The organism is Streptomyces sp. NPDC059008, assembly GCF_042749045.1.
Taxonomy (GTDB): Bacteria; Actinomycetota; Actinomycetes; order Streptomycetales; family Streptomycetaceae; genus Streptomyces.
On the sequence record NZ_JBHYJC010000002.1, the window covers coordinates 1 to 24,780 of the forward strand.

At 72.6% G+C, this 24,780-nt stretch carries 21 protein-coding genes, 1 rRNA gene and 1 pseudogene; 15 read left to right on the plus strand and 8 right to left on the minus strand.

Annotation, left to right across the window (positions count from 1 at the left end; all coding sequences use genetic code 11):
- Nucleotides 1–148 precede the first annotated feature (148 nt).
- Nucleotides 149–265, plus strand: a 5S ribosomal RNA gene (rrf, locus tag ACFWZH_RS02815).
- A gap of 144 nt (nucleotides 266–409) precedes the next feature.
- Here rrf and ACFWZH_RS02820 read toward each other — a convergent pair.
- Nucleotides 410–652, minus strand: a pseudogene (locus tag ACFWZH_RS02820) (hypothetical protein); the annotation flags it as partial.
- Between the two features lie 94 nt (nucleotides 653–746).
- Between ACFWZH_RS02820 and ACFWZH_RS02825 the strand changes: the two are divergent.
- From ACFWZH_RS02825 to ACFWZH_RS02890, 14 genes are all read left to right on the plus strand, one after another.
- A complete protein-coding gene (locus tag ACFWZH_RS02825) occupies nucleotides 747–1,808 on the plus strand; it encodes a saccharopine dehydrogenase (protein WP_384424654.1) in 1,062 nt (353 codons plus the stop codon).
- A complete protein-coding gene (locus ACFWZH_RS02830) occupies nucleotides 1,805–2,455 on the plus strand; it encodes a TetR/AcrR family transcriptional regulator (protein ID WP_384424656.1) in 651 nt (216 codons plus the stop codon). Before ACFWZH_RS02825 ends, ACFWZH_RS02830 begins: the two co-directional genes overlap by 4 nt.
- Before the next feature lie 32 nt (nucleotides 2,456–2,487).
- On the plus strand, nucleotides 2,488–3,666 hold the full coding sequence (locus ACFWZH_RS02835) for a cytochrome P450 (RefSeq protein ID WP_384424658.1): 1,179 nt from the start codon (nucleotides 2,488–2,490) through the stop codon (nucleotides 3,664–3,666).
- Nucleotides 3,667–3,686: 20 nt separating this feature from the next.
- Entirely contained in the window at nucleotides 3,687–3,878 is a 192-nt protein-coding gene (locus ACFWZH_RS02840; RefSeq protein ID WP_384424660.1) for a ferredoxin, read from the plus strand.
- A gap of 11 nt (nucleotides 3,879–3,889) precedes the next feature.
- Entirely contained in the window at nucleotides 3,890–5,107 is a 1,218-nt protein-coding gene (locus ACFWZH_RS02845) for an NAD(P)/FAD-dependent oxidoreductase (protein ID WP_384425596.1), read from the plus strand.
- Nucleotides 5,108–5,743: 636 nt separating this feature from the next.
- On the plus strand, nucleotides 5,744–6,322 hold the full coding sequence (locus ACFWZH_RS02850) for an acyl carrier protein (RefSeq protein WP_384424662.1): 579 nt from the start codon (nucleotides 5,744–5,746) through the stop codon (nucleotides 6,320–6,322).
- Nucleotides 6,323–6,369: 47 nt separating this feature from the next.
- Complete coding sequence (locus ACFWZH_RS02855) at nucleotides 6,370–7,674, plus strand: beta-ketoacyl-[acyl-carrier-protein] synthase family protein (protein WP_384424664.1); 1,305 nt, start codon at nucleotides 6,370–6,372, stop codon at nucleotides 7,672–7,674.
- Between the two features lie 7 nt (nucleotides 7,675–7,681).
- Nucleotides 7,682–8,839, plus strand: coding sequence for a beta-ketoacyl synthase N-terminal-like domain-containing protein (locus ACFWZH_RS02860; protein ID WP_384424666.1), 1,158 nt, complete (start codon nucleotides 7,682–7,684; stop codon nucleotides 8,837–8,839).
- A complete protein-coding gene (locus tag ACFWZH_RS02865; protein ID WP_384424668.1) occupies nucleotides 8,836–10,125 on the plus strand; it encodes a beta-ketoacyl-[acyl-carrier-protein] synthase family protein in 1,290 nt (429 codons plus the stop codon). The genes ACFWZH_RS02860 and ACFWZH_RS02865 overlap by 4 nt, the downstream gene beginning before the upstream one ends.
- Nucleotides 10,115–11,464 (plus strand): beta-ketoacyl synthase N-terminal-like domain-containing protein, encoded by a 1,350-nt coding sequence (locus tag ACFWZH_RS02870; protein WP_384424670.1) that lies wholly within the window; start codon nucleotides 10,115–10,117, stop codon nucleotides 11,462–11,464. The genes ACFWZH_RS02865 and ACFWZH_RS02870 overlap by 11 nt, the downstream gene beginning before the upstream one ends.
- A gap of 23 nt (nucleotides 11,465–11,487) precedes the next feature.
- On the plus strand, nucleotides 11,488–14,370 hold the full coding sequence (locus ACFWZH_RS02875) for an aminotransferase class III-fold pyridoxal phosphate-dependent enzyme (RefSeq protein ID WP_384424671.1): 2,883 nt from the start codon (nucleotides 11,488–11,490) through the stop codon (nucleotides 14,368–14,370).
- 16 nt (nucleotides 14,371–14,386) lie between these two features.
- The gene (locus ACFWZH_RS02880) at nucleotides 14,387–15,148 is read left to right on the plus strand and encodes a 3-oxoacyl-ACP reductase family protein (protein WP_384424673.1); all 762 of its coding nucleotides are present in this window, start codon (nucleotides 14,387–14,389) and stop codon (nucleotides 15,146–15,148) included.
- An 11-nt stretch (nucleotides 15,149–15,159) separates the two neighbouring features.
- Nucleotides 15,160–15,993: an SDR family NAD(P)-dependent oxidoreductase gene (locus ACFWZH_RS02885; protein WP_384424674.1), complete on the plus strand. Its 834-nt coding sequence runs from the start codon at nucleotides 15,160–15,162 to the stop codon at nucleotides 15,991–15,993.
- Nucleotides 15,983–16,753, plus strand: a complete 771-nt coding sequence (locus ACFWZH_RS02890; RefSeq protein ID WP_384424676.1) for a thioesterase II family protein — start codon at nucleotides 15,983–15,985, stop codon at nucleotides 16,751–16,753. The genes ACFWZH_RS02885 and ACFWZH_RS02890 overlap by 11 nt, the downstream gene beginning before the upstream one ends.
- On the opposite strand, the gene ACFWZH_RS02895 is transcribed toward ACFWZH_RS02890, so the two are convergent.
- The 7 genes from ACFWZH_RS02895 to ACFWZH_RS02925 form a co-directional block, all read right to left on the minus strand.
- A complete protein-coding gene (locus ACFWZH_RS02895) occupies nucleotides 16,739–18,367 on the minus strand; it encodes a TraM recognition domain-containing protein (RefSeq protein WP_384424678.1) in 1,629 nt (542 codons plus the stop codon). The two genes, ACFWZH_RS02890 and ACFWZH_RS02895, sit on opposite strands and share 15 nt — an antisense overlap.
- Complete coding sequence (locus ACFWZH_RS02900; protein ID WP_384425598.1) at nucleotides 18,364–19,788, minus strand: ATP-binding protein; 1,425 nt, start codon at nucleotides 19,786–19,788, stop codon at nucleotides 18,364–18,366. Before ACFWZH_RS02900 ends, ACFWZH_RS02895 begins: the two co-directional genes overlap by 4 nt.
- Nucleotides 19,789–19,816: 28 nt before the next feature.
- Nucleotides 19,817–21,379 carry an SCO6880 family protein gene (locus ACFWZH_RS02905; protein ID WP_384424680.1) on the minus strand — a complete coding sequence of 521 codons (1,563 nt, stop codon included), beginning with the start codon at nucleotides 21,377–21,379 and terminating at the stop codon, nucleotides 19,817–19,819.
- Entirely contained in the window at nucleotides 21,376–22,692 is a 1,317-nt protein-coding gene (locus ACFWZH_RS02910) for a hypothetical protein (RefSeq protein ID WP_384424682.1), read from the minus strand. Before ACFWZH_RS02910 ends, ACFWZH_RS02905 begins: the two co-directional genes overlap by 4 nt.
- Complete coding sequence (locus tag ACFWZH_RS02915) at nucleotides 22,682–23,539, minus strand: hypothetical protein (protein ID WP_384424684.1); 858 nt, start codon at nucleotides 23,537–23,539, stop codon at nucleotides 22,682–22,684. Before ACFWZH_RS02915 ends, ACFWZH_RS02910 begins: the two co-directional genes overlap by 11 nt.
- Before the next feature lie 519 nt (nucleotides 23,540–24,058).
- Nucleotides 24,059–24,367 carry a hypothetical protein gene (locus ACFWZH_RS02920; protein ID WP_046930918.1) on the minus strand — a complete coding sequence of 103 codons (309 nt, stop codon included), beginning with the start codon at nucleotides 24,365–24,367 and terminating at the stop codon, nucleotides 24,059–24,061.
- 284 nt (nucleotides 24,368–24,651) lie between these two features.
- Nucleotides 24,652–24,774 (minus strand): hypothetical protein, encoded by a 123-nt coding sequence (locus tag ACFWZH_RS02925; protein WP_280525004.1) that lies wholly within the window; start codon nucleotides 24,772–24,774, stop codon nucleotides 24,652–24,654.
- Between the last annotated feature and the right edge of the window lie 6 nt (nucleotides 24,775–24,780).

The following is a 24,780-nucleotide window of genomic DNA, read 5'->3' on the forward strand; positions in this document are numbered from 1 at the left end:
GGTTGATAGGCCAGATATGGAAGCGCCGTAAGGTGTGGAGTTGACTGGTACTAATAGGCCGAGGGCTTGTCCTCAGTTGCTCGCGTCCACTGTGTAGGTTCTGAAGTAACGACCTGTGTCCGTGCCGGGTTGGTTAACTTCATAGTGTTTCGGTGGTCATAGCGTTAGGGAAACGCCCGGTTACATTCCGAACCCGGAAGCTAAGCCTTTCAGCGCCGATGGTACTGCAGGGGAGACCCTGTGGGAGAGTAGGACGCCGCCGAACAAATTTTGATAAAGCCTCGTTCCCCGAGTTTCGACTCGGGGAACGAGGCTTTTTTGCGTTTCCGGCCTTTGTGTTTCGGGAGCGGAGGTGCCAGGGGAGCGGGGGACGGCAACGGTGGTGATGCCGTTGCGTACGGCGGGTGGCAGGGGGGAGCGGTGTCGGGGGGAGGCCGAGCCGGGGCAGGGCGCGGTGGGCGCAGTGCCGGGTGGCGGTGAATTCGTGGGGGCGCTTGGCGCCGGCGTGGGCGATGGCCCGTTCCTCGGCGGGGAAGAGGGCGGGGGCGATGTGCGCCGGGTGGGGGGCCGGTCGGGGTCGCCGAAGGCGTCCTCGCCCACCGCGGTCGTGGGAAGAACGGCTTCGATCATCTGCAACTCCTCGTTCTCGCAGGTCGGTTGGGGGTGGGGGGCGGGTTTTGGCGCTGGTGGGCGGCGCGGGAAAGTTGGCGTTGTTTTTCTAGGTCGCGTGACCTAGTCTCGTCCGTGTGGACGATGACATCCAGCTTGATGTGACAGGGCCGGTCCTGGTGGTCGGCGGCTACGGCACGGTCGGCGGGGATCTGGCGCGGCTTGCGGCTCCCTCGTGGCCGCTGCTGCTCACGGGGCGTACCCCGGAGCGTGGACAGGCGCTGGCCGATGAGGTCGGTGCGTCGGTGCGGCGCTGGGATCTGAGCGATCCGGAGCCCTTTTCGGCCAAGGTGCGGGCCGTGATCAGCACGGTGAACGACCCCGAGGACCGGGTGCTGCTGGCCGCGATCCGGGGCGGTGTCCCGTACGTGGACATCACGCGCTGGACGGCGCGACTGCAGCGGGCCACGGCGGTGGCGGCGGTGGAGTCGGTCAAGGCGCCGGTGCTGCTGTCGTCCAGTTGGATGGGCGGGGTGACCGGGCTGGTCGCCGCGGCGCTGGCGGCGGAGGTCGGCGGGGCGTCGGCGGTGGAGATCGCCATCCGCTACGACCTCAAGGACCGGGCGGGCACCGACTCGGTGGAGTTCATGGACCGGCTGGGCCTGGACTACGAGGTGACCGAGGGCGGCCGGCGACGGATGATCATGCCGCTGAGCGGTGCCGGGTACGTGGACATCGGCGGGCACCGGACCAAGGTCGCGCGGATCGACACGCCGGAGCAGTTCACGCTGCCGCTGGTGCTCGGTGTGGACACGGCCCTCACCCGGATCGGGTTCAGCGCCAACTCCTCTACGTCCACCCTGTTGGCGCTCAAGAAGACCGGGTTCTTCCGGTGGGGGCGTGGGGACCGCTTCGAGTCGACGCGCCGGTCGATGCTGTACTCGCCGGGCGAGGGCGGCAGCGCGTTGCTACGGATCGATGTGCGGGGACGGGGTGGTCAGCGCCGTTCGGCGACGCTCACCGATCCGGCCGGGCAGGCGCATCTCACCGCGCTGGGCGGACTGTTGGGGCTGCGCCGGGTGCTGGGTGAGGACGGGGCCGCCGCGCCGCAGGGGGTGGCCTTCCCCGAGATGACGCCGGTGCCGCAGGACGTCGTCGCCGCGCTGGAGAAGGCGGGCGTGAAGGTCGAGGTGTCATGACGGAGGAGAAGGGGCCGGGTGCCGCCGGGAAGGGCTCGACGCTGACCCGGCAGGGCAGCATCCGCCGGACGAGTCTGCTGGACGCGGCCGAGGCGGTGCTGGTGGCCAAGGGCTCGGATGCCTCGTTGCGGGCCATCGCCGGTGAGGCCGGGGTGCGGGTCGGGCATCTGCAGCACTACTTCCCGACCAGGGCCGATCTGATCAAGGCCGTACTGGAGCGGGCGCTGGAGCGTTCGCTGGAGCGGCTGGCCGAGACGACGGGGCTGCGCACGGTGCGCGACGACCCGTCGGCACTGGAGAGCCCGGCGGGGCCGGCGGACCCCGACGAGGTGGTGGCCGTGGTCCTCGCCGAGCAGGAGGATCCGCAGCTGGTCCGCCTCTACGTCGAGGTGTGGGCGCTGGCGGCGCGGGACGAGGAGATCGCCGCGGTGGTGCGGGAGTTCTACCGCAAGTACGTCGCCCATGTGGAGGCGTTCGTCCAGCAGGGGCGGCCGGACTGGTCCGGTGAGCTCTGCCGGGCCAGGGCCGAGACGTTCGTGGCGCTGGTGGAGGGGGCGGCGCTGATGCGGTCGGGGATCGCCGGCAGCCGGTCGGCCGCGATGGACGCACAACTGGCGTTCTTCGCCGTGCAGTTGCTCCGGGACTGAAGGGCCCGGGGCCATCTAGGGGGGATCTGTACATGACCGAGGTAGTGGATCTGGCCGAGCTCGCTTCGACGGCCGGACTGGAGCAGGAGCTGGACCGGCTCGCCGGGAGCCAGGGCATCATCCGTACGCGGCAGCTGAACGGGCAGGAGACCTGGACGGTTCTGGGGGCGGGGCTGACGCGGGAGCTGCTCGGCGATCCGCGGCTGTCCAACGACGTGCACGCGCACGCCCCGCACGGGGCGCTGGTCCCGGGCATGGCCGTGATGCTCCTGGAGCAGGACGACCCCGGGCACGCTCGGAACCGGCGGCTGGTGAGTGCGGCCTTCGCCTCGCGGGCGGTGCGGCAGCTGGAGCCGCGCATCGAGGAGATCACCCGGCAGCTGTTGGACAAGCTGGGGGACCGCGGTACGGCGGACTTCATCGAGGAGTTCACCTATCCGATGCCGCTGGAGGTGATCTGCGAGCTGCTGGGGGTGCCGGCCGAGGACCGGGAGCCGTTCCGCAAGTGGGCGATGGACATCTCCGCGGCGCCGTCCGCGGAGGCGATGCAGTCGGCGGCGGTGGAGCTGTTCGGCTACTGCATCGGGCTGATCGGCGCCAAGCGGGAGCGGCCCACCGAGGACCTGCTGAGCGAGTTGATCGCCGCCCGGTTCGAGGACGGCGGTGCGCTGAGCGACGAGGAACTGTCGTCGTTCGCCGCGGTGTTGCTGATCGCCGGGCATGACACGGTCACGAATCTGCTGGCGAACGCGCTGCACGATCTGCTGGCCCATCCCGGGCAGCTGGCCGCGCTGCGTCGCGATCCGTCGCTGGTGGGTGCGGCGGTGGAGGAGGCGCTGCGCTTTCGGGGCTCGGCGATGACCACGGTCAACCGGGTGGCGCGCGAGGACATCGAGGCCGGGGGCGTGACGATCCGTGCGGGGGAGCTGGTCCGCTTTCTGCTGAACGCGGCCAACCGCGATCCCGAGGTGCGGGCCGATCCGCATGCGTTCGACATCCACCGGGCGACCGCACAGCATGTGGCGTTCGGGATGGGGGCGCACTTCTGCCTGGGGCAGCGGCTGGCCCGCCAGGAGGCGACGATCGCGCTCACCGAGATTCTGCGGCGGTTCGGCACGCTGGAGTTGGCGGTGCCGGCCGAAGAGGTGCGGTGGCTGCCCTCGGATGCGATCCGGGGCCTGGTCGAGCTGCCGCTGCGCTACGCGCGCTGAGGAGTGGGGGAGTGGGCAGGGTGAAGATCACTGTGGATCACGGGCTGTGCGACGGGCTCGGGCAGTGTGCGCTGGTGGCGCCCGAGGTGTTCGCGCTGGACGACGACGAGCGGCTGGTGGTCGCGCCGGACCCGGCTCCTGAGCTGGCCGGCAGGGTGGCCGCGGCGGCGCGGGCCTGCCCGGTGCGGGCCATCTCGGTCGAAGGGGCCTGACCTTGCGCGACGTGGTCGTGGTGGGGGCCGGTCTGGCGGGTGTGCGGGCCGGCGAGTCGCTGCGGGCGCAGGGGTTCGCCGGCCGGCTGACCCTCGTGTCGGACGAGCGGGAACTGCCCTACGACCGGCCGCCGCTGACCAAGCAGCTGGTGTCCGGGACGTTGACGGAGGCCGATGTCCGGCTGGCGGGCGCCGAGGACTTCGGCGCCCGCTGGATCCGGGGGGTCGCGGCGGTGGGACTGGACCGGGAGCGGCGGCGGGTCCGGCTGGCCGACGGTACGGCGCTGCCGTACGACGGGCTGGTGCTGGCGCCCGGCGCCAAGGCCAGGTCCTGGCCCGGGGCGCCGGTGCCGGCCGGGGTGCTGACGGTGCGGGGGCTGGCGGACGTCCGTGCGCTGCGGGCCGAAGTGGCCGGCGGGGCCCGTGAGGTGGTGGTCGTCGGGGCCGGGTTCGTCGGGGTGGAGCTGGCGTCGTCGCTGAGCGGGCTGGGTGTGCGGGTGACGCTGGTGGAGCCGTCCGATGCGCCGCTGCGGGCGCTGGGCGGGGTGGTCTCCGAGGTGGTGGCCGTGGCGGCGCGCCGTGCGGGGGTGGTGTTGCGGCTGGGCGTCGGCGTGCGGGGGTTTCGGGCCACTGGCGGGCGGGTCGGCGCCGTGGAGCTGGTCGACGGGGGTGTGCTGGCCGCGGACTGTGTGGTGGTGGCGATCGGGATGGAGCCCGCGACCCGGTGGCTTGTGGGGTCGGGGCTGGCGCTGCCGGGTGGGCGGATCCACTGTGACGAGCGGCTGTTCGCGCGGGGTGCCGGGGCGCCGGGGGCGCCGGATCACGGGGTGGTGGTGGCCGGGGACGCGGCGTGGTGCGATGCGGTGCGGGGGGCCGACGGGCCGGTTCCGCTGGAGCATTGGAGCAATGCGGCGGCGCAGGGGGAGCTGGCGGCGCGCAATCTGCTGGCCGGGCCGGCGGCGGCGGAGCCGTATGACCATGTGCCCTCGTTCTGGACGGCGGCGTTCGGGCTGCGGATCAGGTCGGTCGGGTTGCCCGGCAGCGGTGACCGGGTGGTCGTGGAGGCGGGGGAGTCGGCCGAGGGCGCGGCGCTGGTGGCGCACTACCGCGGGGACCGACTGGTCGGTGCGGTGAGTGTGAACCAGGGGCGGTTGCTGCCGGCGTACGCGCGGCGGCTGCGCGCGGAGCGGTGCATCGGGCCGGGGGAAAACAAAACCTCGGGAATGTGAACCCGCCGTTAAGGCTCTCATTACCACGGATGCTTTTGGATTAATCCCTTCCGGATGTGATTGGGTCAGGTGACCTATCGCACATTTCCGTGACGGTGCCGGGCGGCTCTGGTAACGTTTTTATCGCGCCTCCAGGAGAGGCGGTGCAGGCCTTGTGGGGGATCACGACGAGGTGCTCGCCGACGATTTCTGGCCTGTTTCTGTATGCAGGTACCGGGGGAACTTTTTCTACGGGGGATGGCATGTGTAGCACCTTCAGCCATGTCTGAATCGGTGTCTGAAATCGGACCTTCCCACAGCTGGGAAGCCTGTTCCGACCTTCTGTTTTTCCTAGGTTGAGTGCGCCGCCACGGCGGCCGTCACCTCTTGTCGGGCACTCCTGACGTGAATTTCTGAACCCTTCGCGCGGACCGACTCAAAGTAGCTCCGGTCTGTTTTGCCGTGGGTTTTTCAGGTCTTACCAGTGCCCTTTGCCGACGCTTTCGTTTCGGTGTCGGCCCATCGCTTCACATGCGCGACGAAGCGCTTCTCCAGGTATCTTCCGCTGCCGTTTCCCTGGATTTTCCATGGCTGGAAACGGCCGCATCCACAGTGCGTATCCATGCGTCCGCAGTGCGCAGAGACGAGGAGAGAACGATGCAGAACCCCTTCGAGACGGAGCAGATCCACGACATTGTGCGCGAGGGCCTGGCGCAGGTCCTGGGCAGCGGTATCGACGAGATCACCGCGGACGCCACCCTCGTCGCCGACCTCGGCGCCGAGTCGCTCGACCTGGTCGAGTTCCGCTTCGAGATGGAGACCAAGCTCGGCGTGGCGCTGCCCAAGTCGAACGTGCTCGACCAGCTGGCGTCGGTGCTCGGCGGTTCGGAGCAGCTCTACGACGAGCGGGGCGGCATCTCCGAGCTGGCCGCCGAGGTGCTGCGGCGCAGCGCGTTCGGCTACTCCGAGGAACAGGTGCACGCCGGGATGCGCCCGTACGAGGTCGCCGGGGCGGCCACCAGCGCGCACTGGGCCGCCTTCACCCACCGGATCTTCGACCACCTGCCCGAGGTGTGCACCGAGTGCGCCGCCGACAAGGCGCAGATCGCCCCCTCCGGCAAGGCCCAGTGCGCCGGTTGCGGCGTGGCGCTGGAGCCGGCCACCGGTGACGAGGTGATGGCGGACGGCGTCCGCGCGGCACTCGAGGCGCTGGGGCACGCCCAGCCCGTCGGCTGAGGCGGCGGGCAGTCGCAGATGGCGCCCGTCGTGCGAAAGGAACCCAAGTGAACCGCCACATACCCCCCGGGGCCGGTCATGAGGTCGTGGTGACCGGGATCGGCCTGGTGGCCGGTCGACTGACCGACCCCGAGTCGTTATTCGACCATCTCGCGCAGGGACACACGCTCATCACCGAGCACCCGCTCCACAAGGAGTGGGGAGTGCCCTGCGCCGTCTCCGCGCACGTCGACCCCCACGTCCGGCAGGCGCTGGCGGACGCGGTGCCCGAGGAGGCCGGGCCGCTGGGGCCGGCCGGGACGCTCGCCTGGCACGCCGCCGCCCAGGCCTGGGAGCGCAGCGGTCTGCCCCGGCGGCTGGAGAGCGAGCGCGGCGGCGTCTTCCTCGCCTGCAACCGCATGGTCATGGAACCCGCCGAACTGACCGGCCTGGCCGGCCATATCGACTTCGAGGGCGGCGCGCTGGACCTGGACGGCTACCTCGACGAGGGCGGCCTCGACCCGCGGCGCTACGAGCAGATCCAGCCGGACACCGCCACCGTGCGCCTGGCCGACTACTTCGGCGCGGCCGGCGTCCTGGAGACCCACGCCGACGCCTGTGCCGCCGGCGGCATGGCCATCGGCAGCGCCTACCGCTACATCCGCAGCGGAGCGCTGGACGTGGCGCTCGCCGGGGGCGCCGAGAGCCTGACGACGCTGACCTCCGTCGCCGCCTTCCACGGGGTGGGTGCGCTGGCCCCCTCCGAAGGGCGGGACGCCGACCGGATCAGCCGCCCCTTCGACAAGGACCGCTCGGGCTTCGTCATCGGCGACGGCGCCGCCTTCCTCGTACTGGAGTCGCGGGCGCACGCCGAGGCCCGCGGCGCGGGCATCCTGGCGCGGGTCGCCGGGTACGCGGGGGTGACCGAGGCGGTGAAGATGACGTCCAGTTCCCGCGACGGCGCCGACTACGCGGAGTGCATCCGCGCCGCCCTCGCCGACGCCGGGCTCACCCCGGGCGACATCGACCACGTCAACGCGCACGGCACCTCGACCGAGGCCAACGACACCTGCGAGGCCGCGGCGCTGCACACCGTGTTCGGGGAGCGGGCCGCCCGTATCCCGGTCACCGGCAACAAGTCCGCCATGGGGCACTCCCTGGCGAACAGCGGCGCGGCCGAGGCGGTGCTGTCGGTGCTCAGCCTGCAGCGGCAGTCCGTTCTGCCGACCCTGAACTTCACCGAGCCGGACGAGGTGACGCGCGGGCTGGACATCGTCACCGAGCGCCGGGCGGCGCCGGTCAGCGCCGTGCTGTCGAACTCCTTCGGCTTCGGCGGGCAGAACTGCTCGCTGATCCTGGCCAAGGCGGGGTGAGCGGGCGATGACGAACCTGGACGCGGTACGGCTGACCGCACCCGGCCTGTACACGGCGGCGGGCCCGGACCCGGCCGCCCTGTGGGAGGCCCTGGTCGCCGGCAAGGACACCAGCCGGCCGAGCGGACTGCCGGCGTCGCCCTGGCCGGAGGCCGTGAGCGCCTTCCTCGTCGACGACCCCGACGCCGCGACGCTCGGTGTGCACCGCAGGGTGCTGCGCACCTCGGAGAAGCAGGCCCGGATGGCGCTCTACGGCGCCCGGCTGTCGCTGGGCGGCCACACCGGGCCGGTGGGCGGGGAGCGCTGGGGGCTCTACCTCGGACTGCCCACGGTGGACGAGGAGCTGCTGCGGTTCACCGCGCTCGACGGGCTGCGCAGGGCCGCCGGTTCGCCCGACGCGGTGGCGGCGCTCTACGCCCGCGAGGTCCCGCCGTTCAGCGGCCTGTCCCACCTCAACAGCACCGCCGCCGCCCATGTCTCGGCCGTCTTCGGGCTGACCGGGGCGATGGCCGCGTACTCGCCGTTCTCCGACGCGGGGCTGCAGGCCCTGATCGACGGGGTGCTCTCGGTCGTCGAGGACGAGAACGAGGCGGCCGTCATCGGGGCGGTCAGCCCCAAGGTCCATCCGCTGCTGCTGCCGCAGTACGAGGAGCTGGGCTGGGACGGGGCCGCCCCGGGCGAGGGGGCCGCCTTCCTCCTCGCCGCGCGGACCGCGGACGTGCCCGCGGCGGCGGTCCGGCTGGCCGGCTACGGGCGGGCGTTCGGCGCGGACGGCGCGGGCCGGACCGAGGCGATCGCCGAGGCCGTGCGCGCGGCGCTGCGGATGGCCGGCACCGACGCCGGCGGCATCGGCTGGGTGCTGCCGGACGCGGTCTGGACGCCGGACGGGCGGCGGGCCCAGCGCGCCGCGCTCGACGCGGTCTTCGCGGGGGCCGCCGAGCGGCCCGCGGAGTTCACCAGCGCCGCCGTCACCGGCGTGCTCGGACCCGCCCACCCGCTCGCCCATGTGCTGCTGGCGCTGCACGGCCTGGCCGGCGGGCGCCGGCTGGTGGCCGACGGCGCCGCGGTGCGCGAGGAGGACCTGGGCATCCCGCGGGTGCTGGCGCTGGCGTGCGGGGTGCGCGGTCAGGTGTGCGCCGTCGTACTGGAAGGAGGGGACCGATGAGCCGCCGTGTCGTGGTGACCGGCATGGGCGCCGTCTGCGGACTGGGGCTCGACCGGCAGACGGTGTGGGAGGGCCTGTGCGAGGGCCGCTCGGCGATCCGCGCCTGGCGACCGCCGGGCGTGGAGGACTTCCCGGTGCGCTATGCGGCGCCGGTCGACGACGCGGAGTTCGCCCGGCGCCACGGCGCCGACGAGGGCCTGGACCGGCCGATGGAGCGGCGGATGCGGTTCGGCCTGGCGGCCGCCGGGCAGGCGCTGGCCGACGCCGGGCTCGACGCCGGCGACGACGCCGCGCGCCCGCCGGGCCGGGTCGGTACGGCCGTCGGCTCGGGCGTCCCCGAGCGCGACGCCCACGAACTGCTGCACGCCATCGGGGACGACGGGCAGCCCGGCTGGCAGACGCTGTACGACCGGCGCGCCGAACTCGACCGTGCGAGCGGCCTGTTCTGCACCAACGACGCGCTGGCGGCCGGGATCGCCACCCGCCACCGGCTGCGCGGGCCGGCGCTGAACTACAGCACCGCCTGCGCGGGCGCCAGCCACGCCATCGGCCACGGCTTCCGGATGATCCGCCGCGGTGAGGTGGACGCGATGCTGGTGGGCGGCGCCGACTCGGTGCTGAACCTGCCCACGATGACGGGCCTGCACCTGCTGGGCGCGCCGTCGACGTCGGAGCTGTTCGGGGACCGGCTGTGCCGCGCCTTCGACCGCGACCGCAGCGGTCTGGTCGCCGGGGAGGGCGCGGCGATGCTGGTGCTGGAGAGCGAGGAGAGCGCCCGCCGACGCGGAGCGCGGATCTACGCGGAGGTGGCCGGCTTCGGCAGCTCCCTGGACGCGTACCAGGTCACCGCGCCGCATCCGGAGGGCAGGGGCGCGGCGCTGGCGATGAGCCGGGCGCTGGCCGACGGCGGGGTGGAGCCGGACGAGGTGGCCTCGATCAACGCGCACGGCACCTCCACCCCGCTCAACGACCCGGCCGAGACCCGGGCGATCAAGGATGTCTTCGCCCGCGGCGAGCACTACCGCAGGCTCGCGGTCACCGCCAACAAGACCGCCCTGGGCCATCTGATCGCGGCGGCCGGCGCCCCTGAGCTGATCGCCACGGTGCTGTCCGTGCGCGACGGCATCGTGCCGCCGACGCTGAACCTGCAGAACCCGGATCCGGCCTGCGACCTCGACTACGTCCCGGACAAGGCCCGGCACCAGGAGGTGCCGGTGGCAGTGAGCAATTCCTTCGGCTTCGGCGGACTCAACGCCAGTCTGGTGGTGCGCGGTTATGACTCCTGACCCTGCGAACACGAACCCTCCCTCCGGCCCCGCGGACCGCTGGTCCGACCCCGACGCCGTCGTGGTGACCGGTATCGGCGCGGTGCTGCCCACCGGTCGCGGGCCGCAGGCCCTGTGGTCGGCCTGGCGCGCGGCGCAGCCCGCGCTCTCCCCCTACCGGGACCCGTACGTACGGACCGAGAAGATCACCCACTTCGGGCACGTCCCCGACGAGCTGCAGCAGCAGAGTCGGGAGAGCGTGCCGCACAAGCTGCGGAAGTTCGGCACGGCCTTCACCTTCAACGCGGTGCTCGCCGCGCAGGACGCCATGGAGCAGGCCGGTGAGAGCTGGCAGGCGATCCCGGAGGAGCGCCGCGGGCTCTACGTCGCCCAGGACGACTCCACCGAACTGAGCGCCGCCGCCTTCCACAAGGCGCTCGACCGGGCCCGGTCGGACACCTCCCCGCAGGCGGGGGTGGACCTGCAGCGGCTGGTGGCCGAGGCGTTCGGCAACGCCGCCACCTTCAACCCGTTCACCGTGATCAGGGCGCTCAACAACAACACCCTGGCGATGGTCTCCATCGCCCAGCGCTTCCGCGGCGACTGCGCGGCGTTCGTCCAGGACGCCGGGGCCGCGCTCGGGGCGCTGCAGCGGGCCGCCTTCACCCTCCGCCAGGGCCACTGCGACACGGCCCTGGTGGTCGGCGCGGGCAGCTACAACGAGCCGTTGAAGCTGGCCGCGCAGTACCGTGCCGGGCACTTGAGCGCGGGCGGCGCCGGCGGCGCGGCGGTGCGCAGCTTCGACGCGGAGCGCGACGGCACGGTCCTGGCGGAGGGCGCGGTGGCGCTCGTACTGGAGCGGGCCGGCGATGCCGCACGGCGCGGCGCACGGCCGCTGGTGACGTTCCTCGGCGCCGCGCTGCGGCCCGCGGTGGACAGCGGCATCGGCCCGTCCACCCTCGCCGAGGGGCCCCGCGGGCTGCTGGCCGACCACGGTCTGACGCCCGACACCCTGGGCGCGGTCCTCGCCGACGGCAAGGGCACCGTCGCGCACGACGCGGCCGAGGCCGAGCTGCTGCGGGCGCTGCTGAAGGACAGCGGCGTCCCGGTCGGTTCGCTGCGCCCGGTCACCGGCACGCTCGGCGCCGCCGGGCCGCTGGCCGAACTCGCCCTGGCGCCGCACCTGTTCGCCGAGGGCGAGCTGCCGCCGATCGCCCATCTGCGCACCCCGCCCGACGACGGCACCGACTTCGTCATGGGCGCGCCCAGGAAGCGCCGGATCGACTCCGTGCTGAGCCTGCACAGCACCTTCAACGGGTTCGCCGGCGCGCTGCTCGCCCAGCGCCCGCACACGCCCTGACGCACGAGGGGACCACCATCACCATGTCGCAGTTCACCGACTTCGTTCAGCCCCGGATGGGGCGGATCTTCGCCGCCCTGGGGCTGGACGTGGAGTACGTCCGCGCGCAGGGCAACACCCTCTACCACCGTGACGAGCAGGGCAGGGACATCCCGGTCCTGGACCTCATGGGCGGCTACGGCTCCCTGATCCTCGGCCACAACCACCCCGAGATCGTCGCGCACGCCCGCGCGCTGCTGGACCGCGACCTCGCCGTGCACGCGCAGTTCTCGCTGCGCGGCGAGGCCGGCCGGCTCGGCGCCGCGCTCAGCGACGTCGTCCGCCGGGAGACCTCCGCCAAGGAGCCGTACGTCGCCACCTTCGGCAACAGCGGCGCCGAGGCCGTCGAGGCGGCCGTCAAGCACGCCGAACTCGTCCGGGTGGACAAGGTCACCGCGCTCGCCGACGAGATCGCCGGCAACGCGGCGGCCGCGCGGGAGGCCGTCCGCCGCGGGGACGCCGTCCTCGACGCGGACGCCTTCCGGCTGCCGGCCGTCCGGGAGCGGGCGCCGCACGACCGAAGCGTCGACGCGCTGCTGGCGGCCGTGGAGGCCCACAACGCGGCGGCGCTCGCCACCCGGCCGCTGTTCCTGGCACTGGAGCGCTCCTTCCACGGCAAGCTCGTCGGCAGCGTCCAGCTCACCTACAACAGCGGCTTCCGCGCCCCGTTCACCCACCTCGGCGCGCGGGTGCGGTTCGTGTCCATGGACCGGCTGGAGACGCTGGAGGCGATCGCCGACGAGGAGCGGGTGACGCTGCTGGACACCGAGATCGACGCCGGGCGGATCAAGGTCGTCGAGCGCGGCCTGCCGGTCATCACCGCGTTCCTGGCCGAGCCGGTGCAGGGCGAGGGCGGTATCCACGTGCTGACGGCCGAGCAGGGCCGGGCCATCCGGCTGTTCTGCAACAAGGTCGGCACCCCGCTGATCCTCGACGAGGTGCAGAGCGGCATGGGCCGCTGCGGCGCGTTCCTGGCCAGCTCGCTCATCGGACTGCGCGGCGACTACTACGCGCTGTCGAAGTCGCTGGGCGGCGGGCTCGCCAAGATCTCCGCCATGCTGGTCCGCCGGTCGCTGTACCAGGGCGAGTTCGACATCATCCACAGCTCGACCTTCGCCATGGACGACTTCTCCTCGTCCGTCGCGCACAAGGTCGTCGAGCTGCTGGAGGCGGACGACGGAGAGGTCTACCGGCGGGTCGCCGAGCGCGGCGAGAAACTCACCGCCATGCTCACCGGACTCAAGGCGGACTTCCCCGACGTCGTCGAGGACGTCCGCGGCAAGGGCCTGTTCATCGGCCTGGAGCTCAAGGACCAGGGCGAGGCCCGCTCCATGGTGCTGCGCGGCAGCGCCTACACCGGCTCGCTGGGCTATCTGCTCTCCGGCTACCTGCTGCGCCAGGAAGGCATCCGGATCGCGCCGACCGGCAGCGCCGGCAACGTGCTGCGCATCCAGCCCTCGGCGTACCTCACCGACGAGGAGATCGAGCGCCTGCGCGGGGCCCTTGCGCGGCTGTGCCGCATCCTGCGCTACGAGGACACCCTGCACCTGGTCCACCCGGCCAGCGACCGGCGGATCCCCAAACCGCGGGCGGAGATCAGGGACTTCCGGGGCGCGGTGGCCGGATACGAGCAGGGCGGGGGGCGCCCGGCGACCGGGCCGGTGCGCAAGGTGGCGTTCCTCAACCACCTCATCGAACCGGCCCATCTGCGGCAGGTGGACCCGGCGCTCGCCGACTTCGGTGACGCGGCGCTGCGCTCCTTCGTCCTGGGCATGGACCCGGTCAAGACGGCGGCGCCCTACCCCGGCGTGCGGATCGACTCGCCGCTCGGCAGCGCCGTCGAGTTCGCCCTCTATCCGCTGATGGTCGGCTCCGAGCAGATGGGCGGCTACCTCGCCTCGGGGGACGTCACGGGCATCCGCGCGGACATCGAGGAGCGGGTGCAGGCCGCCCGCGACGACGGCTGCGTGGTGGCGGGCCTGGGGATGTACACCTCCATCGTCACCGCCAACTGCACCTCGCTGCGGGTCCCGGGGATCGCGCTGACCTCCGGCAACGCGCTGACCGTGGCCATGGGTGTGCAGGCCATGGAGCGGGGCGCGAAGGACCGCGGCTGGCGGGTCGAGGACGCCACGCTGGCCGTGGTCGGTGCGGCCGGCAACATCGCCTCGGTCTACAGCCAGCTCTTCGCCGAGCGGCTCGGCCGCATCGTGCTGGTCGGCAGCCGGCGGGACGGCTCGGCCAGGCGGCTGCAGAACACCGTGCACGGGGTCTACCAGGAGTGCTGGTCGCGGATCGCGGAAGGCGGGGAGCTGACCGGGATCCCGGCGCGGCTCGCCGAGGAGCCGCTGATCACCAAGTGGCTGGCAGAGGGGCCGGCCGACGACGCGGGCCGGGGCCGGGCGATCGCTGCGTACCTTCAGGAGCGCTACGGCAGCGACCCGTTCCTGACCGTCACCCAGGACAGCGCCGCCCTGAAGGAGGCGCAGCTGGTGCTGTGCGCCTCCAACAGCCCCGAACCGTTCCTGACCGGCGAGCACTTCGCGCCGAACACGGTGATCTGCGACATCGCCGTGCCCAACAACGCCGTTGCGGGCCTCGCCGAGCAGCGGCCCGACCTGGCGTACATGCTCGGCGGCATCGTCGCCACGCCCCACGGCGAGAGCCTGCACCCCTCGGCGCGCGCCTTCCTGGAGGCCGGCCAGCTGTTCGCCTGCATGGCGGAGACGGCTCTGATGGGCCTGGCCGGCCTCGACCAGCACTACTCCTACGGGAACATCAGCCGCCAACAGGTCATCGACATCGCCGCGCTGGCCAAGGCCCACGGGCTGCGGCTCGCCGACTACAAGAGCGCGCACTCGGTCTGAGGACCGCAACCCACCGATGCGAGAGGACACCATGGAATTCGAAGGCCAGGTGGCGCTGGTGACCGGCGGCAGCCGGGGCATCGGCCGCGCGATCGCCGTGAAGCTGGCGGCGGCCGGGTGCGATATCGCGCTCAACTACCGCAGCGCGACCCGGGAGGCGGAGCAGGTCGCCGAGCAGATCGCCGGACTCGGCCGGCGGGTCGAGCTCTTCCAGGGGGACGTCTCCGACCCCGAGGTGCCGCAGGCGGTCGTCGGCGGCGTACGCGGCGCCTTCGGGCGGCTGGACGTACTCGTCAACAACGCCGGGATCACCCGCGACGAGCTGCTGGTCAACCAGAGCCTGAAGGACATCGAGGAGGTGCTGGCCACCAACCTGGTCGCCCCGATGCTCACCGTGCAGGCCGCGGCGCCGTTGATGCTGCGCCGCCGCTACGGACGGATCGTCAACGTCTCCTCGTCCGCGGCCTCCAAGCCCGGCCGCGGACAGTCCAACTACGCGGCGGCCAAGGGCGGGCTGGAGGCGTTCACCAAGGCGATGGCCGTGGAACTCGGCTCCCGCGGGATCCTGGTCAACGCCGTCGCCCCCGGCGTGATCAACACCGAGATGACCGACACCATCCGCAGCCACGGCGAGGACGAGATCATGCGCCGGCTGCTGGTGAAGAGCTACGCCGAACCCGAGACGATCGCCGACGCCGTGGCGTACCTCGCCAGCCCCCGCAACACCTACACCACGGGCGAGGTACTCCACGTCGACGGCGGACTGAAGATGGCGTGAGGGAGCGCAGGATGAGCGATGTGAGCGAAGGCGACGTGCGCGAGGACGGCGGGCGCACCGAGCGGCCGCGGCCCGGTGAACTGGCGGGCAGGACGGCCGTGGTCACCGGCGCCGCCCAGGGCATCGGCCGCGAGGTGGCGCTGGTGCTGGCCGAGGCCGGCGCGGCCCGCCTGATCCTCCTCGACCGGGACGCCGGCGGGCTGGAGACGGTCGTCAAGGAGGTGCGTGAGCTGGGCGCGGCCGCCGTGGCCGTCGCGGCCGACCTGCGCGAGCGCGAGACGGTCCGCACCCGGCTGCGCGCCGAACTGCGGGCCGCCGGCCGGCTCGACATCCTGGTCAACAACGCCGGGGTGGCCGACGAGAACGGGCCCGACGACGAGCGCACCTGGCTGCGGGTGCTCGACATCAACCTCAACGGCACCTTCGCGGTCACCGCGACCTGCCTGGAGTACCTCGCCGACCAGGGCCGCATCGTCAATGTGTCCTCCATCCTCGGCAAGGCCGGCAAGATGCGGAACACCGCGTACTGCGCCTCCAAGCACGGCCTGATCGGCTACACCAAGGGCCTCGCCCTCGATCTCGCCGCCCGCGGGATCACGGTCAACGCCGTGCTGCCGGGCTGGGTCGACACCCCCATGCTCCGCCGTGAACTCGCCGCCCAGGCCGACGAGATCGGCGCGGACCCGGTACGGATGCTGCGCCAGGCACGCAAGGGCGTCCCGCTGCGCCGGCTGGTGGAGGCACGGGAGGCCGCGGACCTCGTCGGCTTCCTGGTGTCCGGCCGGGCGGCGGCGATCACGGCGCAGAGCCTGACCGTCGACGGGGGCTTCACCCGTGGCATGTAGCCCCTGGTTGCGCCGGCTGGCTCCGGGGGCGGCCGGCGCCGCCGTCGTGGTGTGCTTCCCGCACGCGGGCGGCGGCGCGGGCGCCTTCCGGCCGCTGGCCAAGGCCCTCGCCGGTGCCACCGAGGGCGCCCGCCCCGAGGTGCTGGCGGTGCGCTACCCGGGCCGCCACGACCGCGCCGCGGAGGAGCGGATCGAGGACCTCCGGGCGCTGGCGGCCGGGGCCCACCAGGCGCTGGCGCCGCTCGCCGGCCGGCCGTTGACCCTGCTGGGGCACAGCATGGGCGCACTGGTGGCGTACGAGGTGACCCGGCTGCTGGAGCAGCAGGGGCACGATCCGGTCCGGCTGGTCGTCTCCAGCGCCTGGGCGCCGTCCCGGGTCAGGGGCGGCACGGTCCATCTGCGGGACGACGACGGTCTCGTCGAGGAGGTCCGCCGGACCCAGGGCACCGACCCCCGGCTGCTGGAGTACCCGGAGCTGCTGGCCATGGCCCTGCCCGTGCTGCGCGGCGACTACAAGGCCGTGGAGACCTACCGGCACCGTCCGGGCCCGCCGCTGCGCACGCCCGTCACGGCGCTGGTCGGCGACGCCGATCCGCTGGTCGCCGTCGAGGACGCGGCCGCCTGGCGCGCGCACACCGCCGGGGACTTCCGGATGCGGATCTTCCCGGGCGGTGGCCACTTCGCGCTGCGCGCGCACTGGCCGGAGCTGGCGGAGCAGCTGGCCGAGGGGGCGCGGCCGGCGGCGTCACACCGGCAGTGAGCGGTGCGGCCAGCGGGCCCGGGCCTGCTCCTGGGAGCGCATGGTCGCCAGGGTCAAAAGGCCGCGCGTCCGGCCCGTTTCCAGCAGGTCGGGGAGGGCGGGCAGCGGGGCGAGCGCGGCGATGTCGTCCAGGACGAGGGTGAGTGGTGGGTCGAGCCGACCGTCAGATGACCGTTCGGCCATGCGGCGGCCGTGCTCGACCACGCTGGAGAGGAGTGCGGTGAGCAGCGGCATCGCACCCGGGTCGGTACGCGGATCCTCGACGGGTTCGCCTACCACGTACAGCGTTCCCCCCTCATCGAGGAATGATTCGAGAAGGACCGAATCCGCTCGAAGTGGAGTGCAGACGTCCCGGATGTGGAGGGAGGACAGGGCGGTCAGCGCCCGGCCGACCAACTCCGTGGCCAGCTCGCGGCGTTCGGCGTGCGCGGTGAGTACCGACTCCAGCTCGCCGGCCTGGCCGCCGGAGGCCTTCGGGCTGGTACGCAGAATGCGCACCGGCTCCTGGGCGCTGCCCGCGGCGTGGGCCCAGCGGTGCAGCTGGCGGAACGGGCGGCCGTCGACCGCGGCGGCGTGCAGCCAGCAGCGCAGCAGGGTCTGCGCGGCGTCGGCGACGGCCGAGTCCGGCGCGCCGGACGGCCGTACGGGGGCGAGCAGCGCGGCGGCCCGGGCGGCGGCGGTGGCCAGGTCGTCGCAGCCGGACGTGGGCGACCAGCGCAGCCGGGCCGGGGTGTCGAGGCGGTGCGTCGGATCGTAGGTCAGCAGCGGGCCGAGCTTGGCACGGGCGTCCTTGGTCTCGGACCACAGCGTGGGATCGGTGGTGGCGACGATCAGGGGGCCCGGGGCGGCGGTGGCGGTGGCGACGGCCGCGGCGAGGGCCGCGGCCCGGCCGGAGGTGGCGAACTGGACGCGGGGGAGGGTGGGTTCGGCGAGCCGGCCGGCGGCCACGGGGGAGTCGGTGCGCTGCTCGGGGACCGGGCCCGTAGGGGCGGTGGGGTCGGCGGGCGTGGCGGGGGCGGCCGGGACGGCGGGGGCGTCCTCGGCGGGCGCGGACGGTGCGGCGGGTGCGGCCGCGCCCGCCCGCGCGGCGCGGGCCGCCGCCAGGGCCTCACGGTCCTCCCGCTCCTCCCGCTCCCGGCGTGCGAGGTCCTGCGCCGCCCGGTCGGCCTCCCCGGCCGTGCGCGCGGACCTGGCCTCCCGGGCCTTCGCCCGCCGCGTGGCCCGTACGGCGCGATAGCGGGTGACCGTCCCCAACGTGAAGACGGTCAGGACCAGCAGCACCATCAGCTCGCCGATGAGGATGCCCCAGAACAGGCCGTAGCCGGAGAGCTGGCCCTTGGGGGTGGCGGGCCAGGCGGCGGCCATGTCGTGCGGCGCGGAGACGAGATGGCGCAGGGCCATCGGCGTTCCCGGGTAGCTCACGCCGTCGGGCCAGGCGCCGTGCGCGAACAGACCGGCCAGGCCGGTCGCCGTCCACACCAGCACGGTCAGGCCCAGCAGGAAGGCCAGCAGCCCGACCAGCAGGGAGTCGGGGATACCGCGCCCCCGGCCGCCGTGCGGATCGCGGTAGCCGCCGCGGCCGCCGCCTCGTTCGTCGTCGTATCCGCGCCTCACGCCACCGTCTCGCTCGACTCGTCTCTCCACTGGCGCTCCATCGCCATCGCCTCCGCGCGCGCCTCGGCCTCGGCGTCCGCCGCCGCCTCCAGGGCGCGGGCCTCGTCCGTCGGCATCGCGGAGGCCTCGGTCATCGCCCGGTCGGTGAAGACCAGCGGGCGTTCGGCCTCGGTGATCAGGTGTTTGACGACCTGGACGTTGCCGTTGACGTCCCAGACGGCGATGCCGGGGGTGAGGGTCGGAATGATCTCCACGGCCCAGCGTGGCAGGCCCAGCACCCGCCCGGTGGCCCGCGCCTCGTCCGCCTTCTGGGCGTAGATGGTCCGCGTCGAGGCCATCTTCAAGATCGCCGCGGCCTCGCGTGCGGCCGCCCCGTCCACCACGTCGGACAGGTGGTGGACGACCGCGACGAACGACAGGCCCAGCCGGCGCCCGAACTTCAGCAGCCGCTGGAACAGCTGCGCCACGAACGGCGAGTTGATGATGTGCCAGGCCTCCTCGACCAGGAAGATGCGTTTCTTCCGGTCGGGCCGGATCCAGGTGTGCTCCAGCCACACCCCCACGATCGCCATCAGGATCGGCATCGCGATGGAGTTGCGGTCGATGTGCGAGAGGTCGAAGACGATCAGCGGCGAGTCCAGGTCGATGCCCGCCGACGTCGGTCCGTCGAACATGCCGCGCAGGTCACCGTCGACGAGCCGGTCCAGGACGAGCGCCACGTCCAGGCCCCAGGCCCGCACGTCGTCTATGTCGACGTTCATCGCCTCGGCGGACTCCGCCTCCGGGTGCCGCAGCTGCTCGACGATGTCGGTCAGCACGGGCTGCCGGTCGGTGATGGTCTCGTTGACATAGGCGTGCGCGACCTTGAGGGCGAAGCCGGACCGCTCGTCGAGTCCGTGGCCCATGGCGACCTCGATGATCGTCCGCAGCAGGGCCAGCTGGCCGGTGGTGGTGATCGACGGGTCGAGCGGGTTGAGGCGGATACCGCCGTTGAGGGCGGCGGTCGGGTCCAGGCGGATGGGGGTGATGCCCAGCTCCTCGGCGATGAGGTTCCACTCGCCGACGCCGTCCTCGCCCTGCGCGTCCAGGACGACGACCTGCCGGTCGCGGAAGCGCAACTGCCGCAGGACGTAGGTCTTCTCCAGTGCCGACTTGCCGTTGCCGGACTCGCCGAGCACCAGCCAGTGCGGCGCCGGCAGCTGCTGTCCGTACAGCTGGAACGGGTCGTAGATGTACCCCTTGCCGCTGTAGACCTCACGGCCGATGATCACGCCGGAGTCGCCGAGACCGGGGGCCGCGGTCGGCAGGTACACCGCCTGGGCCTGGCCGGTGGAGGTGCGTACGGGCAGCCGGGTCGTCTCCACCTTCCCGAACAGGAAGCTGGTGAACGCGTCGGTGAGCGCTCCGAGCGGATCGTGCAGGGCCATGACGTACGCGCCTCCCAGCGGCTTAGCGGCGGATCCCGGTCGCGAACGGCAGGGTGTTGACGAACGCCCGGTGGTGCTCGCGGTCGCACCACTCCAGCTTGAGATAGGACTTGCCGGCCGAGGCGCGGATGGTGCGCTTGTCGCGGGCGAGCGCCTCGGGCGAGCGGGAGGAGACCGTGATGTAGCCGACGAGGTTGACGCCGGCCGCGCCGGACGCGAGGTCCTCACCGCGCTGGTCCACCCGTCCGTGGTGTGCCACGTCCCGCGGGTCGACCACCCGGTTCATCTTCGCCGCCCGGCTCGCCTCGGCGTCGTCGTTGGTCTTCTCCGTCAGCATCCGCTCGATGGCGACCTCGGTGGGCTCCAGGTCCATGCAGACCGCGACCGTGCGGATCACATCCGGGGTGTGCACCAGCAGCGGTGCGAGGAAGTTGACGCCCACCGGGGTCAGCGGCCACTCCTTGACCCAGGCCGTGGCATGGCACCACGGCGCCCGCGTCGTCGACTCCCGGGTCTTGGCCTGCAGATACGTCGGCTCCATCGCATCGAGCTCGGCGGGCCAGGCGTTGCGCCTGCTCATCGCCTGGATGTGGTCGATGGGGTGGTCCGGGTCGTACATCGAGTGCACCAGGGAGGCGAGCCGGGCCTGGCCCAGGGGCTGGCGCACCCGGATGTCGGCCTCCGCGAGGCGGGCGCAGATGTCGGTCAGCTCACGGGCCATCACCACCGCGAGCCCGGCGTCCCGGTCGAGCTTCCTGCGCAGCAGTCCGCCCTGGTGCATCCGGGCCGCGCGCGCCATCGTCTGCGCCTCGGCGGCCAGTTCGCGGGTGTAGTGCATACAGGCGACGAGGTAGGCGCGGTGCTGCTCGGAGGAGGTGGAGACCATCGACTGCAGCTGGTCGTAGGAGTCCTGCAGCCAGCGGGGGGAGCCCTTGTCGCCGCGCTGGGCGACGTCCTTGGCGTGCGCGTCGGGGTCGGCCGGGAGCGTACGCGCCAGCATCTGCAGCCGGGTGACGAAGCCGTCCCCGTTGGCGACGTGCTTGAGCAGCGTGCCGAACCGGTCGACGAGGGCCTCCTGGTCCTCGCTGTCGCGCAGTCCGACGCCCGGCCCCTCGATCTCGATGGCGGCGGTCACCGTCTTGCGGTCGGCGTGCAGCAGGACGGCGATCTCGTCCGGGCCGAACGGCGCGGACAGCCAGTTGATCCGCCCGATCCCGGGCGGCGGGCCGATCTCGACCTCCCGGCCGTCGAGCCGTACGCCCGCCTCGGCGGCGCCGGAGCGGTAGACCGCGCCGCTGCGGACCGTACGGCGGAAGCTGCGCCGGATCTCGAACCACTTGTAGAACGTCCGGCCCTTGTACGGGACGTAGACGGCGGCCAGGCCCAGCATCGGGAAGCCCGTGAGCGTCATGATCCGCAGCGGCAGCATCGGCACCAGCAGCCCGCACATCATGCCGAGGAACGCGCCCGCGATGATCAGCGCGATCTCGCCGGTCTCGCGGTTCTTGCCGACGATGGCGTTGGGCCGGGCGCGGCCGATCAGATATGTGCGACGCGGCGCGATCGGGTGGGACTGCGTACTCAACGCCCATCACCTCCTGCTGTCTTGCCGGTGCGGGCGTCGCTGCCGGTCCGGGGGTTCGTACGGGGAGCGGGGGCGGCGGGGGACGAGCCGCCGCCGGAGCGGGAGCCGTGGGCCGCGACGCCACCGGAGACCGCGTCGGCCGGCCGGGACTGGCCGCCCTGCGCCTGGCCGCCGCCGTCCCCGCCGGAGCTGCGGGAGCTGTGCGTCTTGATGCCCTGGGACACCAGCGCGGCCGGGGAGCTGAGGACGGCCGCCGCGGTGTTCTCCGCCCCCCGGCTCATCCGGTTGTTCCGCGACGCCGCGATCTCGTCGCCGAAACCGGGCACGAAGCGGTAGATCACGGCGCTGGCGAAGATGGCCAGCAGGATGATCGCGAGCCCGGAGACCACCGCGGAGATGGCGTTCGGCCCCTTGTCGGACGACAGCGCCCCGGCGACGCCCAGCACGATCACGATGACCGGTTTCACCATGATCACCGCGATCATGATGCCCGCCCAGCGACGCACATGACCCCACATGTTCTTGTCGACCAGCCCGGCGTAGACCACCGTCCCCAGCAGCGCCCCGACGTACAGCAGCGCGGCCCGGATCACCAGCTCCAGCCAGAGCACACCGGCGGCCAGCACGGAGACCAGCGACACCACGATCAGCATGATCGGGCCGCCGCCGATGTCGGTGCCCTTCGTGAGCGCCTGCGAGAACGACCCGAAGAAGGTGTCGGTCTGCGCCCCCGTCCCCTTCGCGATGATCTCGGTGACGCCGTCCGTCGCCGAGACGACCGTATAGAGGATCAGCGGCGTGAAGGCGGAGGCCAGCACCGTCAGCCAGAGGAACCCGATCGCCTCGCTGATCGCCTCCGTCAGCCGCACCCCGCGCACCGCCCGCTTGGCGACGGCCAGCAGCCACAGCACGAGCGTGAGCACGGTGGAGGCGGCGAAGACGACGGCGTACTGCCGCAGGAAGGCCGCGTTGGTGAAGTCCACCTGGGAGGTGGCGTTCACCGCGTCGGACAGCTTGTCGACGATCCACGCGGCGGCCTTGGCACAGCCTTTGGCGAGGGACTCGAGGGGGTCGAGGGGGTTGGCGTCGGTGAGGCCGCCGCCGCCCGGATCGCTCGTACCACCGCCGCCACCGCCCGTGCTCCGCTGTTCGCAGAGCTCCTTGGCCTTGTCCGTGAGCAGATCGCAGGCGCCCTCGGTCGGCTTCGGCGAGGGAGCGGCGACGGCTCGGGTCGACAGCAGCACGCCTGCCGCCTGCAGGCCGGTCAGCGCCGAGGCGACGGCGAGGGCCCGGCGTCGGTTGTTACCTCGCATAGGTGAACCCTCCGAACCCTTGGACGGCCTTGGACATGTCCTTGGCGGTCGCGGCGGTCTGGTCGCCGCCGACCGGGGCCGGCCCGGCCTTCTGTGTGAAGCCGGCGACCTTCCAGTCACCGTCCACCCACTGCAGCTCCATCGTGGACGTGTACCAGCTCTCCGCGACCGGAGTCTGGGAGCCCTGGCCGGCGAGGCCGAACAACTGGGAGTACCAGACCGCGACCTTGGCGGTGGTGCCCTCGAACTTCTCGGTCTTCGTGCCCGCCGGGTTCGCCCGGGAGACGAAGGTCATCCCGCCGGGCGCGCTGCCGTCCGCCTTGAGGCCGACCCGGCCCAGGAACTTGGGGTCCGTGTAGACCTTGCGCAGGCTCTCCTTGCGGGCCGCGGCCGCGGAGGGGGTGTAGACGGCGTTGACGATCGCGTCCCGCCGGTCGGAGGTGTACATGCCGTCACTGGACAGCGCCACCACGTAGTTCGCCGCCGCCGACTCGGCCCCCTGCTCCGTCTTCGCGAACCCCGAGGCGATCTGGCCGTTCTTGCCCGTGACCGGCTTGGTGCCGGTGGGGGCGGTGGGGCGGGCGGCGCCGGCGCCGGTGTCCTTGGGGGAGTCGCCGCCGGACTCGCTGTTGCCGCTGCCGTCGCGGTTGGCGAAGGCGATGGCCGCGAGCAGCAGGACGATCACGCCGACGATCGTGACGAGGTTGCGGCTGGACATGCCGGCCCGGGGCCGCCGCCCCGAGCCGTACAGGTCGCCGTCGTCGACGGGGAGTCTGGTCCGTGTCTGGCCCGTCTCGGGACCACGGTGGCCGTCGCCGCCGTAGCCGCCGTCGTCACTGAGACTCATCGCGCCTGTGCCCCCTCTGCCGCCGCCGTGCGTGCTGTTGTCGTGCCGCCCTCATATGACCGTAGCCGCGCGGGCGGCGGCTCGGGCGCAGTGGTACGAGTACATCTCACCGTGACGGGTCCTCAGATGCGGTGCGGCGGAGGCGAATGGGGGACATGGGGGACTCTGGGCCGTTTTGTGATCATCGCCTGCTCCGCGTGCGCCATCGCCGTCCGGAGCCTGTTGGCCCCGGGTTCACCTGTCCCCGTGCGGTGGGTCGCCCAATCGGTCCGCTGGTGGCGGGGGTGGCGGCGGCGCGTGGCCGTGCGGGGTGAGGGGGCGTCAGCATGGGGCCTCGGCAGGGTGGGGGCGGCCGGTGGAGGCGAGTGGGGGCACGGGACGGCGGAGAGATGTCGGACGGGGGCGCACGGGCGGCGGCACGGGGACGGGCGCGCGATCAGGGTGCGCGGGCGGTGTGGCGGCGGTGGCGGCCGCCGCGCGGTATGACGGCGGCGCGCCGGACGCCGCGCCGCGGCCGGGCTAGACCGCCATGCCGTAGACGATCGTGAACAGTGTCCCCAGGGACCCGATGATGAAGACGCCGGTCAGACCGGCCACGATCAGGCCCTTGCCCTGCTCGGCGCTGAAGGTGTCGCGCAGTGCGGTGGCGCCGATGCGCTGTTTGGCGGCGCCCCAGATCGCGATGCCGAGGCACAGCAGGATCGCCACCGCCATGACCACTTCGACCATCACACGGGCCTCGTTGCCCAGGCTGCCGAACGGGCCCCAGTCCGGGGCGATTCCGCCGATGATGGTGGTGATGTCGCCCTTTTCGGCCGCAAGGAACATGTGTGACATGTGTGCCATGTGTGAACTCACCGCCCTTTATGGGTAGTTGGTTGCCCTCGCCCGCGCCGGTGCGGCACGGGTCGGCTTCTATCTTCGCTGACGAAGGCGCCGTCAGAAATCGACTTGGCGCCTTTCTTTGGCGGATCCGATGCGAGTGACGTGCGCGGGTGGGCGCACGTCCTCCATTGAACCGACTGGTCTCACCGTGTGTATCACGGGCGGTAACCCTGAGCAATGATCATCGGGGCGGGGGTGCGCGGCGATCCGGGGCTGGCGCCGGGCGGCTACTTCGGGGCGTGCGACATGGCGAAGATCATGACGAGGGCCACCAGGTGGATGGCGAAGAGGAAGTACGCCACGCGCCACCACAGGTGGCGGTTCATCTGCTTCTGGTTGTTGGGGTCCATGGCTCT